General features: G+C 65.2%; 13 protein-coding genes. 3 read left to right on the forward strand and 10 right to left on the reverse strand.

Translation table 11 applies throughout. The features are described from left to right. Positions 1-7 precede the first annotated feature (7 nt). From G7026_RS18550 to G7026_RS18585, 8 genes are all read right to left on the reverse strand, one after another. A complete protein-coding gene (locus tag G7026_RS18550; RefSeq protein WP_181072392.1) occupies positions 8-1675 on the reverse strand; it encodes an ABC transporter substrate-binding protein in 1668 nt (555 codons plus the stop codon). Positions 1676-1946: 271 nt separating this feature from the next. Beyond that, positions 1947-3233: a Zn-dependent hydrolase gene (locus tag G7026_RS18555; RefSeq protein ID WP_181072393.1), complete on the reverse strand. Its 1287-nt coding sequence runs from the start codon at positions 3231-3233 to the stop codon at positions 1947-1949. A 64-nt stretch (positions 3234-3297) separates the two neighbouring features. Then, entirely contained in the window at positions 3298-4029 is a 732-nt protein-coding gene (locus G7026_RS18560) for an amino acid ABC transporter ATP-binding protein (RefSeq protein WP_181072394.1), read from the reverse strand. Next, entirely contained in the window at positions 4016-4666 is a 651-nt protein-coding gene (locus tag G7026_RS18565; RefSeq protein WP_181072484.1) for an amino acid ABC transporter permease, read from the reverse strand. Before G7026_RS18565 ends, G7026_RS18560 begins: the two co-directional genes overlap by 14 nt. Continuing rightward, complete coding sequence (locus tag G7026_RS18570) at positions 4663-5328, reverse strand: amino acid ABC transporter permease (protein ID WP_181072395.1); 666 nt, start codon at positions 5326-5328, stop codon at positions 4663-4665. The genes G7026_RS18565 and G7026_RS18570 overlap by 4 nt, the downstream gene beginning before the upstream one ends. A 13-nt stretch (positions 5329-5341) precedes the next feature. Then, positions 5342-6127 carry a transporter substrate-binding domain-containing protein gene (locus G7026_RS18575; RefSeq protein ID WP_181072396.1) on the reverse strand — a complete coding sequence of 262 codons (786 nt, stop codon included), beginning with the start codon at positions 6125-6127 and terminating at the stop codon, positions 5342-5344. A 251-nt stretch (positions 6128-6378) separates the two neighbouring features. Then, the gene (gene mdtD / locus G7026_RS18580) at positions 6379-7809 is read right to left on the reverse strand and encodes a multidrug transporter subunit MdtD (RefSeq protein WP_181072397.1); all 1431 of its coding nucleotides are present in this window, start codon (positions 7807-7809) and stop codon (positions 6379-6381) included. A 188-nt stretch (positions 7810-7997) separates the two neighbouring features. Continuing rightward, on the reverse strand, positions 7998-8207 hold the full coding sequence (locus G7026_RS18585; RefSeq protein WP_181072398.1) for a hypothetical protein: 210 nt from the start codon (positions 8205-8207) through the stop codon (positions 7998-8000). A 223-nt stretch (positions 8208-8430) separates the two neighbouring features. On the opposite strand from G7026_RS18585, the gene G7026_RS18590 reads away from it, so the two are divergent. Further along, the gene (locus tag G7026_RS18590) at positions 8431-8748 is read left to right on the forward strand and encodes a c-type cytochrome (RefSeq protein WP_181072399.1); all 318 of its coding nucleotides are present in this window, start codon (positions 8431-8433) and stop codon (positions 8746-8748) included. A 483-nt stretch (positions 8749-9231) separates the two neighbouring features. On the opposite strand, the gene G7026_RS18595 is transcribed toward G7026_RS18590, so the two are convergent. Further along, on the reverse strand, positions 9232-10230 hold the full coding sequence (locus tag G7026_RS18595) for a TRAP transporter substrate-binding protein (RefSeq protein ID WP_181072400.1): 999 nt from the start codon (positions 10228-10230) through the stop codon (positions 9232-9234). Between the two features lie 308 nt (positions 10231-10538). Further along, positions 10539-11885, reverse strand: coding sequence for a chromate efflux transporter (gene chrA, locus G7026_RS18600; RefSeq protein ID WP_181072401.1), 1347 nt, complete (start codon positions 11883-11885; stop codon positions 10539-10541). A gap of 135 nt (positions 11886-12020) precedes the next feature. On the opposite strand from chrA, the gene G7026_RS18605 reads away from it, so the two are divergent. Beyond that, a complete protein-coding gene (locus G7026_RS18605; RefSeq protein ID WP_375138217.1) occupies positions 12021-12770 on the forward strand; it encodes a class I SAM-dependent methyltransferase in 750 nt (249 codons plus the stop codon). Positions 12771-12937: 167 nt separating this feature from the next. Then, positions 12938-13537: an NAD(P)H:quinone oxidoreductase gene (wrbA, locus tag G7026_RS18610; protein WP_181072403.1), complete on the forward strand. Its 600-nt coding sequence runs from the start codon at positions 12938-12940 to the stop codon at positions 13535-13537. Positions 13538-13548 lie beyond the last annotated feature (11 nt).

The following is a 13548-nucleotide window of genomic DNA, read 5'->3' on the forward strand; positions in this document are numbered from 1 at the left end:
GCTTTCCTCACTCCATCGACATGGTGGCCAGGTCGATGAACCAGCTCTGCGGCTGCACCACCCCTTTCACTTTCGGCGAAATCGCCCGCGGACCGACGTCATGCGCCACCCAGAGGAACGGCGTTTCGTCGACCAGGGTCGCGTGCAGTTCGGCCGCCGCGGCATCCATTTCGTCCGGATCGAAGGCGTTGCGAGCCTTCTCGATCAGCGCATCGAGCTTCGGATCGCTGAAGAAGCCCCAGTTGTTCGACACCGGCGGGAAAGCCTTGGAGCTGGCGAAACGCACCATGCCGAAGTACGGGTCCATCACCGCGGCGCTGACGTTGATCGCATTAGCGCCCTGGGCAGCCGGGTCCTTCGCGCCGAGGCGCCAGTTGGTGAACAGCGTGTTCCACTCGGTCACGTCGAGGGCCACGTCGAAATAGCACTCGCGCAGGCTCTGCTGGATGTACTCGTTCATCGGCAGCGGCTGCATCTGGCCGGAGCCCGAGGCTGAGGTCTGCACACGCACCTTGACCGGCTTGCTCTGGCTGAAACCCGCCTCGGTCATCAGCTTGCGTGCGGCATCGGGGTCGTACTTGATCTGGAAGCTGGGGTTGCCACGCCACGGAGAGCCCTCCTCATAGGTGCCGGTGGCCTCTTCCATGTAGCCGCCGAGAAACGCCTTGAGTTCGGACCGGTTCAGGCACAGGTTGGCGGCGTGGCGCACCTTCTTGTCCAGCCAGGGCGAGCCGGGCAGGAAGGAGAACTGCCAGGGCCAGAGGTGCGGCTGGGCGTTGGAATAGATAACGAAGCCGCGACTCTTGATCTGCTCGACGGCGTCGGGCGCCGGCGCCTCGATCCAGTCGACCTGGCCGGACAGCAGCGCCGCGGTGCGGGCGTTCGCCTCGGGCAGCGGCAACAGAACCACGTTGTCGATCTTCGGCACCCGTGCCGGGTTCCAGTAGTCCGGGTTCTTCGCCAGACGCAGTTGCTGGCGCGGCACCAGGCGTTCGAGCTTGAACGGGCCGCTGCCTACCGCGTGGGCAGCGAAGGCGGTCCAGGCTTGCTTGCTGCGCGCCGCCGGGTCGGTCACCGAGGCGGGCACCGCGTCGAAATCCTTCTGCCAGGCGCTGGGGGAGACCATGAACAGGTTGGTCAGGTTGTACGGCAGGAAGGCGTCGGGCTCGGAGGTGGTCAGTTCGACGGTGTGGTCGTCGATCTTGGTCGCGCTGCGCAGGGTCGGCATCCGCGACACGGTATTGCCGATCTGTGACGGGTCATAGTGGGGCGCTTCCTTGTCCAGCACCTTGCCGATGTTCCAGACCACCGCGTCGGCATTGAACGGCGTGCCGTCGTGGAAGGTCACGCCTTCGCGCAGGCTGAAGGTCCATTTGGTGTGATCGTCCGGGTTGACCTGCCACTCGGTGGCGAGCCCCGGCACCAGCGCGGCGGGCTTCTCGCCCTGGGACAGGTCCCACTGGACCAGCGAGTCGTAGATCGGAATACCGGTGAAACGATTACCCTCGTAGCCCTGGTCGGGCTGGCCATGGGTCAGGGGAATGTCCGCAGCAGTCATGCCGATGCGTAGCGTGGTCTGGGCCTGAGCGGGCAGCGCCGTTGCGGCTGCCAGCGCGGTTGCCAGGGAGAGGGGAAGGGTGAAGCGACCTACAAAGCGACTCGCGGCGTTGGGCATTGCGTACGTCCTCACAGGTTTGTGTGAAAGCGATAACGCAAAGGCCGTACCAGGCGCTTCCCAGACATTGGCGAATTCGCCGGTTTCTCTTTTTATATCAGCAGGTTGAAGAATCTGTATCCGCAGCAAACAGACCTTCTCCCCACCTCTGTGAGGCCGCTGCGCTCAGCGGCCGGGCACGAACGGACCGGTCGGTCCGCTTCGGTGCAGCCCGGGCGCACGCTGACGGGCACCACCGTTGGTCGGTGCCCAATCGTTGGGCAGCGCGCCGTCAGGCGCTGGTGCGCTGCGCCGCGTGGGCACCTTGAGCGGCGTGGAGCATGGCCCGTAGCAGCACCGCACAACCGGCAGCCAGATGCTCGGGCTCGGCGTTCTCGATCTCGTTGTGGCTGATGCCGCCTTCGCAGGGCACGAAGATCATGGCCGTGGGTGCCAGTTCGGCGAGAAAGATGGCGTCGTGACCCGCTCCGCTGACGATGTCCATGTGTTCCAGCCCGAGGGCCGCGGCACCCTGGCGTACGGCGTCGACACACTCGTCCGAGAAGTACAGGGGTGGGAAGTCCGCCGTCGGCGTCAGCCGGTAGCTCAGCCCGTGACGGGAACAGCTGGCTTCGATCACCGCTTTCACCTCCTCGATCATGCCGTCGAGGCGCGCCTGTTCGAGGTGGCGGAAATCCATGGTCAGGTGCACCTCTCCTGGAATCACATTGCGCGAGCCGGGCTTGAGCTCCAGACAGCCGACCGTCGCGCAGGCGTGCGGCTGGTAGGCATGACCGACGCGGTTGACCTCGCTCACCACCTGCGCCGCGCCCACCAGCGCGTCGCGGCGCAGGTGCATCGGGGTCGGACCGGCGTGGGCCTCCAGGCCCGTCAGGGTCAGGTCGAACCACTTCTGCCCGAGCGCGCCGAGCACGACGCCGATGGTCTTGCCTTGGTCCTCGAGAATCGGCCCCTGCTCGATGTGCGCCTCGAAATAGGCTCCCACCGGATGCCCGCTGGCCGGCCGATCGCCGTCGTAGCCGATGGCCTTGAGCGCATCGCCCACCGAAATCCCGGCGATGTCGGTCTTGGCCAGGGTGTCCCGCAGGCCGAACTTCTCGGCGAAGACCCCGGAACCCATCATGCACGGCGGGAAGCGCGAGCCCTCCTCGTTGGTCCAGACCACCACCTCCAGCGGCGCCTCGGTCTGCACGCCCAGGTCGTTGAGGGTACGCATCACTTCCAGCCCCGCCATCACCCCGAAGCAGCCGTCGAACTTGCCGCCGGTGGGCTGGGTATCGATGTGGCTGCCGGTCATCACGGGTGGCAAGTCGGGGTTGCGCCCGGCACGGCGGGCGAAAATGTTGCCGACCTGGTCGACCGTCACCGTGCAGCCGGCCTCCCGGCACCACTGGCAGAACAGGTCACGGGCCTGGCCGTCCAGCGCGGTCAATGCCAGGCGGCAGACGCCGCCCTTGGCGGTGGCACCGAGCTGGGCCAGATCCATCAGCGACTTCCACAGTCGCGGACCGTTGATGTGCAGGGCGCTGGTTGAGAGAACGTCTTCGACACTGTTCATGCTGCCTCCTGTGGCGTGGCGTGCATTGCCATGACGCACCCGAGGCGGCGCGCCAGGGTGATGCCTAGGTGTTGATCGAGCCGATGAACTGCGCGAGCTCGGCGGTTTGCGGATGAGCGAAGAGTGTTTGCGGATGGCCGGTCTCGTGGACCCGCCCCTGGTGCATGAACACCAGCTTATTGCCCACTTCGCGGGCGAAACGCATCTCGTGGGTGACCAGGATCAGCGTCATGCCCTCGACGGCGAGTTGCTTGACCACGGCGAGTACTTCGCTGACCAGCTCCGGGTCGAGCGCCGAGGTGATCTCGTCGCACAGCAGCACCCGGGGTGACATGGCCAGCGCCCGGGCAATCGCGACCCGCTGCTGCTGGCCGCCCGAAAGCTGCTCGGGATAGGCGTCGAACTTGTCCAGCAGGCCGACGCGCTCGAGCATCTGCCGCGCCAGCGCACGAGCCTCGTCACGACTGGTATTCTTCACCACCTGCGGCGCGAGCATCACGTTCTGCCCGACGCTCAGGTGCGGAAACAGGTTGAACTGCTGAAAGACCATGCCGACCTTCTGCCGCAGGCTGCGCAGATTGGCGCGGGCGGCGTCGAGGTACTCGCCGTCGACTTCGATCACCCCGTCGTCGATGGTCTCCAGGCCGTTGAGAGTACGCAGCAGCGTGCTCTTGCCCGAGCCACTGCGGCCGATGATCGCCACCACATCGCCGGGCTCGACGGTCAGGTCGATACCCTTGAGCACATGCAGGTCGCCGTAATACTTGTGCAGCGCGCTGATTCTAAGCAGTGACATTGAGCTTCCTTTCCAGATGGCCGGCGTAGAGCGACAGCGGATAACAGAGCAGGAAATAGCCGACCGCCACCAATCCGTAGACGAGGAAGGGCTCGAAGGTGGCGTTGGCCAGCATCGAGCCGGTCTTGGTCAGCTCGCTGAAGCCGATGATCGAGGTCACGGCGGTGCCCTTGACCACCTGCACCGAAAAGCCCACGGTCGGTGGCACGGCGATCCGCAGCGCCTGGGGCAGGATGACGTGGCGCAGCTGTTCGCCGCGGGTCAGCGCCAGGCTGGCCGACGCCTCCCATTGCCCGCGCGGAATCGCCTCCACGCAGCCGCGCCAGGTTTCGGCGAGAAAGGCGCTGGTGAACAGGGTCAGGGCCAGGGCCGCGGCGAACCAGGGCGAGATGTCCCACCCCACCAGCGAGACGCCGAAGAACACCAGAAACAGCTGCATCAACAGCGGCGTGCCCTGGAAGAGCTCGACGTATCCGCGTGCCAGGACGCGCAGGGGCTGCAGTGTAGAGGTCAACCCGACCAGCACCAGCAAGCCGCTGAGCGCGCCGAACAGCAGGGCGACCAGCGATAGCAGCAATGTCCACTGCAACCCGGTGAGCAGGTTGCGCACGATGTCCCAGAGGGTAAAGTCCATCAGCGGCGCGCCTCCACGACCGAGCGCCCGAACCAGGCGAGCAACTGACGGATGAGAATCGCCATGGTCAGGTACACCAGGGTCGTCAGCAGGTACGTTTCGAAGGCGCGGAAATTGCGCGACTGTATGAAATTGGCGGCGAAGGTCAGCTCTTCGGTGGAGATCTGCGAGCACACCGCCGAGCCGAGCATGACGATGACGATCTGGCTCGACAGCGCCGGCCACACCTTCGCCAGCGCCGGGCGCAGCACTACGTGGCGGAAGGTTTCGAAACGGCTGAGCGCCAGCGCGCCGGCCGCTTCGAGCTGCCCGTGGGGAATCGCCTGGATGCCGGCGCGGATGATCTCGGTGGAATAGGCACCCAGGTTGATCACCATCGCCAGCGCGGCGGCCTCGAGCTCGCTCAGGCGAACGCCCAGGGTGGGCAGGCCGAAAAAGATGAAGAACAGCTGCACCAGGAACGGCGTGTTGCGGATCAGCTCCACATACACCCCGAACAGCCGGTCGAAGGGCTTCAACCGCCAGGCGCGCACCACCGCGCCGAGAATGCCGATGCCGACCCCGAACAGCGTGCCGATTGCGGTCAGCGTCAGGGTCAGCAGCGCGCCTTCGAGCAGCAGATCGCCGTGGGCCAGGACCGCGGCGAAATCGAACTGGTAATTCATCGGGCCGGGCCGATCAGAGATCGGCCGACAGCGGCTGCTTGAGCCATTTCATCGAGATGTCGTTGAGGCTGCCGTTGCTCTTGGCCTCGCTCAGGATCGCGTTGACCTTCTGCTGCAGCGCCGGCTGGTTCTTCGCCAGGCCGATGTAGGTCGGCGAATCCTTCAGGTTGAGCTTGATCGCCGGCACGCGCTTGGGGTTGCGCTCGGCGATCGCCGCCATGACCACGTTGCCGCTGGCGATCAGTTCGACCTGGCTGGACAGGTAGGCCGCGATGGTCGAGTTGTTGTCCTCGAAGCGCTTGATGTTGGCCCCCTTGGGCGCCACCGCCGATAGCTCCATGTCCTCCACCGAGCCACGGGTCACGCTGATGGTCTTGCCGGCGAGGTCATCGAGGCTGGCGACCTGGCTGTCTTCGGGACCGAACACACCGAGGAAGAACGGCGCGTAGGCGTCGGAGAAGTCGATCACCTGCTCGCGCTCGGCGTTCTTGCCGAGGCTGGAGATCACCAGATCGACCTTGCCGGTGGTCAGGAACGGGATGCGGTTGGTGCTGGTGACGGGGGTCAGGGCCAGCTTCACGCCGAGTTGGTCGGCGATCAGTTGCGCCGTGTCGATATCCAGGCCGCGCGGCTTCATGTCCGGACCGATGGAGCCGAAGGGCGGGAAATCCTGCGGTACGGCGACACGTAGCTCACCGCGCTGGGTGATGTTCTCGAGCAGATCGGCCCGGGCCACCCCGGCGAAGAACACGAGGCTGGCGAGCAGGAGGGTGAACAGCGGTCGACGGCGTAGGGACATAGCGGGGAATCCGATGGGGTAGAGACCGAGCCGTTGCATTCCCCATGCCACTGAAACTCCTGCGGCCCTGCCTGGGTGCGGTCCGCGCCTGCCCGATGCCCGCATCTGCCGCCTTCGAGCTTGTCCCGGCCGCGCAAGCGCCGCGGCAAGGCGGCCACCGACGCACCAGCGTTGCCCGGACCGCCCTCCAACGGGGCGCCCTCGAGCCCTGGACTGGTGCAACGAATGACCAGCGATGCCTGATCGTCGCCCTACTCGTCCAGCTCCACTTCCGGGTCGATCCGCCGACAGGGCGTTGATTCGTCGTCGCCCTCCAGTTGCAGGAACAGACCGGCCGCCAGCATCGCCAGGCCGCCGACGCAGAGAAAGGTCAGGTGGAAGGCACGCAGCACCGCTTCGCTGCCGGCCCCGGGCGCGGTGAAACCGCCAAGCAGCGCACCGGCCGAAGCCACGCCCAGGCCCATCGACAGTTGCACCACCACCGAGAGCAGGCTGTTGCCGCTACTGGCATCCTCGTCGCGCAGGTCGATGAGGGTCACGGTGTTCATCGCGGTGAACTGCATCGAATTGACCATGCCGATCAATCCCAGGTGAATCAGCAGCCAGGCCCCGGGCGTGCCGGGTGTGATCAGGGCAAGGCTGGCGATCAGGCCACCGAGCAGCAGGGTGTTGCCGGTCAGGATGCGGCGGTAACCAAGGCGATCGATCAGCGGCTTGGCCAGCGGCTTGATCGCCATCGCACCGAGGGCCAGGGGAATCATGGTCATCCCGGCCTGGGCCGGCGAGTAGCCGAGCGCCACCTGCAGCAGCAAGGGCGTCAGGAACGGCAGCGCCCCGCTACCCAGCCGGGCGAAGAGGTTGCCGATGATGCCCACCGCGAAACTGCGTGTCCGGAACAGCGCCGGGCTGAACAGCGGACGCTCGATTCGCCCGGCCCTGAGCCAGTAAACCGCCAGGCAGGCGACGCCGCCAAACAGCAGGAGCGTCACCCGGGCATGGGGCATATGCAATTCGCCGAGCCCTTCCAGGGCGATGGTGATCAGTACCATCGCCCCACCGAACAGCACGAAACCCAAGGTATCGAAGCGGCTGCGCTCGACACCGCGCAGATCCGGCATGAAGCGCAGTGCGGCGAAACAGCCGAGCGCGCCGACCGGAATGTTGATCAGGAAGATCCAGTGCCAGGAGGCGTACTCCACCAACCAGCCGCCGAGCGTCGGCCCCAGCAGCGGACCGACCAGCCCCGGCAGCGCGATGAAGGTCATCACCCGTACGAACTCGCTGCGCGGGTAGGCCCGCAGCACCACCAGCCGCCCCACCGGCAGCATCAGCGCGCCGCCCATGGCCTGGATCACGCGGGCCACGATCAACTGGTTGAAGCTGCTCGACAGCGCGCAGAACAGCGAGCCCAGGGTGAACAGCAAGATGGCCGAGAAGAATATCCGGCGGGTGCCGAAGCGGTCGGCGATCCAGCCGGAGGCCGGAATCAGGAGCGCGACGGTGAGCATGTAGCTGATCACCACGCCCTGCATGCGCAGCGGGTTTTCGGCAAGGTCCTGGGCCATCGACGGCAGCGCCGTGTTCAGGATGGTCCCGTCGAGGGTCTGCATGAAAAAGGCGATGGCGACCAGCCAGGGCAGTATCCGGGCGGTCTGCGGGTCGAGTGAAGCCGACTGAGGCATGGGCGTTTCCAGTGAAGATGATCAAGCCAGGGCCCGCCCTGGGTGCGGACCCTGGCTTTTACGGTAGGAAAGAACGTACGGCGGTCCGCCGTCAATCAGACGAGGCAGTGAAGCATACCGGGCTCCGAGGCGCCGGGCGTACGCGCTGCCCTCGTGCGCCCGTTCGGACCCAGGCGGTGACGGCTCGCTCAGATGCCCTCGTCGCCCTCGTATTCCTCGGTGGCCCTGGCCACCATCCTGCGCCACTCGCCGGACTCGCCCGCCAGCAGGCGCATGGCCTCGAGACTTGACTCGAACGCGGCGCGGTAATGCTGCGGATCGTTTTCACTGACGGCGCGGTCGGCATGCGCCCGCGCCTGGTCGAGCAGCGCATCGAATGCATCGTGGTCCAGTGCCATGGGGGTGGTCCTCACTCGGGTGGTTATCCCGTGTAGACCGCGCTGTCGCCCATCGATTCATCAGGCGCGCAAATGACCGACGGGCCGAGCGCAAACCATGACCGAGGACAATATGCCACGTAGGATGCGGGTTAAATTTAGTCTCCGAGCGGGCTCGATGCGGCAATAATCGGGTCCAACGTGAGCGGGGGTCGCCCCGTCCATTAGCCTTGAGGAAGTAGATATGAAGAGAATTCTGGTGTCTTTGCTCGCCCTTGGCGGCGCATTGAGCCTGCAACCCGTCATCGCCGCCGACGGCGAAGCGCTGTTCAAAAGCAAACCCTGCGTGGCCTGCCACAAGGTCGACGCCAAGCTGGTAGGCCCTGCCCTGCAGGATGTCGCCGAGAAGAACGCCGGCGTCGACGGAGCTGCCGATACTTTGGCCGCCCACATCAAGAACGGCAGCCAGGGCGTCTGGGGGCCGATCCCGATGCCGCCGAACCAGGTCACCGAGGAAGAAGCCAAGGTCCTCGCCGAGTGGGTCCTGACCCTCAAGAAATGACCTGCCAACGCCAGCCACCTGCCTCGGCTGGCGTTCCCCATGATTCCGCCTCACCCCACTACCCCTCACCCCCTCTCCCAAATGGGATAAGTCCAGCCCACGCGGCCTTGATCGTTCCGTCCAACGCACCTGACGGCAGAGCGAACTGGTCAGTGCAGGCCGGGGAGGAAGCGGAAACCAGCTCAGTGCACGCCGCGCGACGGACACCCGGGCGACTCGGTCGTCCCCTCGCCCTGCGGGGAGCGGGCTGACTACTCGAATCCACCGAAGCTTTCTGCATCGGCCCATGCAGTGGACTTACTGCGACTCGACGACACCTCGAACGAACCCAGCGCTTTCAGCGGATCACAGGCCGATCCTCCTGGAACCACCGCCGAGACGCTGTGGCACCAAGCGCCGGTCTCATGGCGCCGAGCGATGTGCACAGACGAAAACGCCGCACGCCCTTGTCGGGGGTGCGGCGCTTTTCAACGCAATCGGGGATCAGCGGCGGCGGTTGACCGTCTGCGCGGCGCGAATCACGTCGGCACCGATCTCGCCTTCGAACGACTTCCAGACCGGCATCATTCGGTCGCGCCAAGCCTGGCGCTCTTCTGGCGTCAAGGCGATGAGCTTGCTGGTACCGGCGGCGATGATGCGTTCGCGGTCGCGCTGGTTGAGCGCTTCGGCTTCCTTGTTCACCGCCTGGGTGACTTCGTCGATGATGCCTTCGAGCTGCGAACGCACGGCGAACGGGATGCTGATCCAGAACCTGGAATTGGTGATCAGCATGTAGTTCAGGACACCATGGTTACTCTCGGTGATGAACGGCTGAACGGTGTGCATGTTCTGGCTGACGATGTTCGACCAGGGGTTTTCGGTGCCCTGCACCATACCGGACTGCAGCGCCTTGTACGCCTCGGCGAACGGCAGCCGCACCGGCGTGGCGTTGACCGCCTTGAACTGGGCATCCAGCACCGTCGAGGCCTGGATACGGAAGGACAGGCCGGCGGCATCTTCGGGCTTTTGCAGCGCACGGGTGGCCGACAATTGCTTGAGGCCATTGCTCCAGTAGGCCAGGCCGTAGATGCCATGGTCGGCCATCGAGCGCAGCAATTCGCGGCTCATGTCGCGGTTCTGGAAGCGCTTGACCGCCTCGGCGTCGTCGAACAGGAACGGCAGATCGAATACCTGGAGTTTCTTGGTGTACTTGTCGAATTTCGACAGGGACGGCGCGAGCAGCTGGACCTCGTTGTCGAGCAGCGCCTGGAGCTCGTCAGCGTCGCCGACGAGGCTGGAGTTCGGGTAGACCTCGACCTTCACCTTGCCGGCAAGGCGCTCCTCGACGAGCTTCTTGAATAGCAGGGCGCCCTTGCCCTTGGGCGTGTCGTCGGCGACCACGTGGGCGAACTTGATGACGATCGGATCGCCTTCGGCCGCCTGGGTCGGCGTGGAGAGAAGAACCAACGCACTCATCGCTGCAGCGATACAAGACTTGAACATCAAAGCCCCCAAAATCATAAAAGCATGGAGCCGCCCTCATGATGGCGACTCCCGTTCGATATCGAATTACCGCGCTCTTGGGCGTTCGGCTTTCTTTCGATGTGGCTGCCATGCACCTCGCTGGCGCGACGGTTCGGCAACCTTATAAAGGCATGCATGCTTCGCTCGGCAGATCATCCCTTCTGGCGAAACAAGGTGGAAGTTTTCGGCATCCCTACACAATGCACAAGCAGCAAGAACTCCAACCAGCTCTCACTTCCAAGAAATTAGCGCCGCGCACCCGACGTAACGCCGTCCTGATGGGCCATTCAAGCAAGCAAGTGGACCGTTGCCCCCAGCGCAGCACTGACGCAAAGCACTTCGATCACCCCGCGCTTGTAACGGAACAGCGCAACGGCCGCAGCCGCAGCGATGAGCGCCGATATCCAGTCGAAGCGACCGGAGAAGCCCTCCGGCCAGAACACGTGGTAGCCGAAGAAAAACGCCAGGTTGACGATCACCCCCACCACCGCCGCCGTGATGGCAGTCAGCGGCGCGGTGAACTTGAGTTCGCCATGGGTGGATTCCACCAGCGGACCGCCGGCCAGGATGAACAGGAAGGACGGCAGAAAGGTGAACCAGGTGACCAGTGCCGCCGCCAGCGCGCCGCCGAGAAACGCCTGATCCGCCCCGAAGACCTGCTGCACGTAGGCACCGACGAAAGCGACGAACGCCACCACCATGATCAGCGGCCCCGGCGTGGTCTCGCCCAGCGCCAGGCCGTCGATCATCTGCGTCGGCGTCAGCCAGCCGTAATGACCGATCGCGCCCTGGTAGACGTAAGGCAGCACCGCATAGGCGCCGCCAAAGGTGAGCAGCGCCGCCTTGGTGAAGAACCAACTCATCTGCGTCAACGTGCCTTCCCAGCCGAAGGCCAGTGTCAGCAGCCCCATCGGCAGGAGCCACAGCAACGCACCGACGAGCAGGATCATCGCCAGTCGCGCCGTGGAGAAGCGTGCATGGGGCGGCGTCGGGGTGTCGTCGTCGATCAGCGCCGGGCCGAACGACTTTGCCGTCGCGCCGTGCCCTCCGCCGGGGCTGAACGATGCGGGGCTCAGGCGCCCGCCCAGATAGCCGATCAGCCCGGCGCCAAGCACGATCAGCGGAAACGGCACATCGAAGGCGAATATCGCGACGAAGGAGGCCAGCGCGATCGCCAGCAACCCGCTGTTCTTCAGCGCCCGCGAACCGATGCGCCAAGCCGCCTGGGCAACGATCGCGGTCACCGCCGGCTTGATGCCGTAGAAGATTCCGGCCACCAGCGGCACGTTGCCGTAGGCGATATAGACCCAGGACAGCGCAACGAGGATGAACAGCGAAGGCAGGACGAACAGCACACCGGCCAGCAGCCCGCCGCGGGTTCGGTGCAGCAACCAGCCTATGTAGGTGGCCAGCTGCTGCGCCTCGGGGCCGGGCAGCAGCATGCAGTAATTGAGGGCATGCAGAAAACGCCGCTCCGACAGCCAGCGTCGGCGCTCCACCAGCTCCTGGTGCATGATCGAGATCTGCCCCGCCGGGCCGCCGAAACTGATGAAGCCGAGCTTCAGCCAGAACCAGAACGCCTCCGACAGCCTGATCTCCGGTGGTCGTTCGGACGAATCGGGCAATGAACTCATGCTGTTCTCTATTCAATAGACCGGCGCACTATAACGATCAACGACGAACCCTATATGACCGTTTCGAGACAGTGAACACCGCGCTGAACCAACCGCGCATCCCCGGCTCGATACTCCGGTGCACCCCCAAGAGGAATCCGCGTGAGCAAGGCATTCGTAGACCATTTCAAGGACGTCTCGCAGGATTACGCCAGCAACCGCCCGACCTATCCGGCCGAGCTGTTCGACTGGCTGGCCGGCCAATGCCAGGACCGCCAGCGCGCCTGGGACTGCGCCACAGGCAGCGGCCAGGCAGCGGTGGATCTGGCGCGCCACTTCGACGAAGTGGCAGCAACCGATGCCAGCGCGTCGCAGATCGCCCAGGCCAGGCCCCATCCACGCGTGCGCTATGCGACCGCGCCTGCCGACGCTTCGGGACTGGACAGCGCCTCGGTTGATCTTGTGACGGTCGCGCAGGCGCTGCACTGGTTCGACATCGAGCGCTTTCATGCCGAGGTGCGCCGGGTGCTCAAGCCCGGCGGCGTGGTGGCCGTATGGTGTTATGGAGTGATGGCGGTGGACGACACCGAGGTCGACGCCCTGGTGCAGCATTTCTACCGGCACGAGGTCGGCGCCTACTGGCCACCGGAGCGGCGCCATGTGGAGACGGGGTACCGTGAGCTGCCCTTTCCGTTCGAGCCCATCGCCGCGCCGGATTTCGCCATGCAGGTCGGCTGGAGCCTGCCGCAGCTGCTCGGCTACCTGCGCAGCTGGTCTGCCACGGCGCGGCTGGCCAGCGAGCGCGGTAGCGATCCGGTCGAGCCGCTGGCCCAGCGGCTCGAGTCGCTCTGGACCGGCACCTGTCGGGTCAGTTGGCCGCTGTCGCTGTATGTCGGGCGCGTCTAGACCGCGCAACCGAATTGGCAAGGGACCTCCGCTACAGCGCAGCGCTGTCGAGTGGCGATCCCTTCGAATCGTTAGATCGGAACGGTCGAAATATATGAATGGTTCCGATCGATCGTTGTGCCAGATTGGTGGCTTCACGGCGCACCCCCAACTGCAAGGAGATTTCCATGGCTAAAGTGCTGGTTCTTTACTACTCGTCCTACGGGCACATCGAAACGATGGCCAATGCCGTCGCCGAAGGTGCACGCACGGCCGGTGCTCAGGTGGACGTCAAGCGCGTCCCGGAAACCGTGCCCGAGGAGATCGCTCGCGGTGCGCATTTCAAGCTGGACCAAGCCGCGCCGATTGCGACCGTCGCCGAGCTTGAACACTACGATGCGATCATCATCGGCACCGGCACCCGCTTCGGCCGCATCAGCAGCCAGATGGCCGCATTTCTCGACCAGGCCGGCGGCCTCTGGGCACGGGGCGCGCTCAACGGCAAGGTTGGCGGCGCATTCACCTCCACCGCCAGCCAGCACGGCGGGCAAGAGACCACGCTGTTCTCGATCATCACCAACCTGCTGCATTTCGGCATGACCGTGGTCGGCCTGCCCTATAGCCACCAAGGGCAGATGGGCGTCAAGGAAGTGGTCGGCGGCGCGCCCTATGGCGCCACCACCATCACCGACAGTGACGGCTCACGTCAGCCCAGCGCGACCGAGCTGGACGGCGCCCGCCATCAGGGCGAGCTGATCGCGAAGACAGCGGCCAAGCTGTTCGATTGATCCCCAATCGG

It is taken from the genome of Stutzerimonas azotifigens (genome assembly GCF_013522725.1).
Taxonomy (GTDB): domain Bacteria; phylum Pseudomonadota; class Gammaproteobacteria; order Pseudomonadales; family Pseudomonadaceae; genus Stutzerimonas; species Stutzerimonas azotifigens_A.

Coding starts and splice junctions, on each gene's coding strand:
- G7026_RS18550 (WP_181072392.1), bottom strand. CDS start 1,675: ATGCCCAACGCCGCGAGTCGCTTTGTAGGTCGCTTCACCCTTCCCCTC.
- G7026_RS18555 (WP_181072393.1), bottom strand. CDS start 3,233: ATGAACAGTGTCGAAGACGTTCTCTCAACCAGCGCCCTGCACATCAAC.
- G7026_RS18560 (WP_181072394.1), bottom strand. CDS start 4,029: ATGTCACTGCTTAGAATCAGCGCGCTGCACAAGTATTACGGCGACCTG.
- G7026_RS18570 (WP_181072395.1), bottom strand. CDS start 5,328: ATGAATTACCAGTTCGATTTCGCCGCGGTCCTGGCCCACGGCGATCTG.
- G7026_RS18575 (WP_181072396.1), bottom strand. CDS start 6,127: ATGTCCCTACGCCGTCGACCGCTGTTCACCCTCCTGCTCGCCAGCCTC.
- mdtD (WP_181072397.1), bottom strand. CDS start 7,809: ATGCCTCAGTCGGCTTCACTCGACCCGCAGACCGCCCGGATACTGCCC.
- G7026_RS18585 (WP_181072398.1), bottom strand. CDS start 8,207: ATGGCACTGGACCACGATGCATTCGATGCGCTGCTCGACCAGGCGCGG.
- G7026_RS18590 (WP_181072399.1), top strand. CDS start 8,431: ATGAAGAGAATTCTGGTGTCTTTGCTCGCCCTTGGCGGCGCATTGAGC.
- G7026_RS18595 (WP_181072400.1), bottom strand. CDS start 10,230: ATGTTCAAGTCTTGTATCGCTGCAGCGATGAGTGCGTTGGTTCTTCTC.
- chrA (WP_181072401.1), bottom strand. CDS start 11,885: ATGAGTTCATTGCCCGATTCGTCCGAACGACCACCGGAGATCAGGCTG.
- wrbA (WP_181072403.1), top strand. CDS start 12,938: ATGGCTAAAGTGCTGGTTCTTTACTACTCGTCCTACGGGCACATCGAA.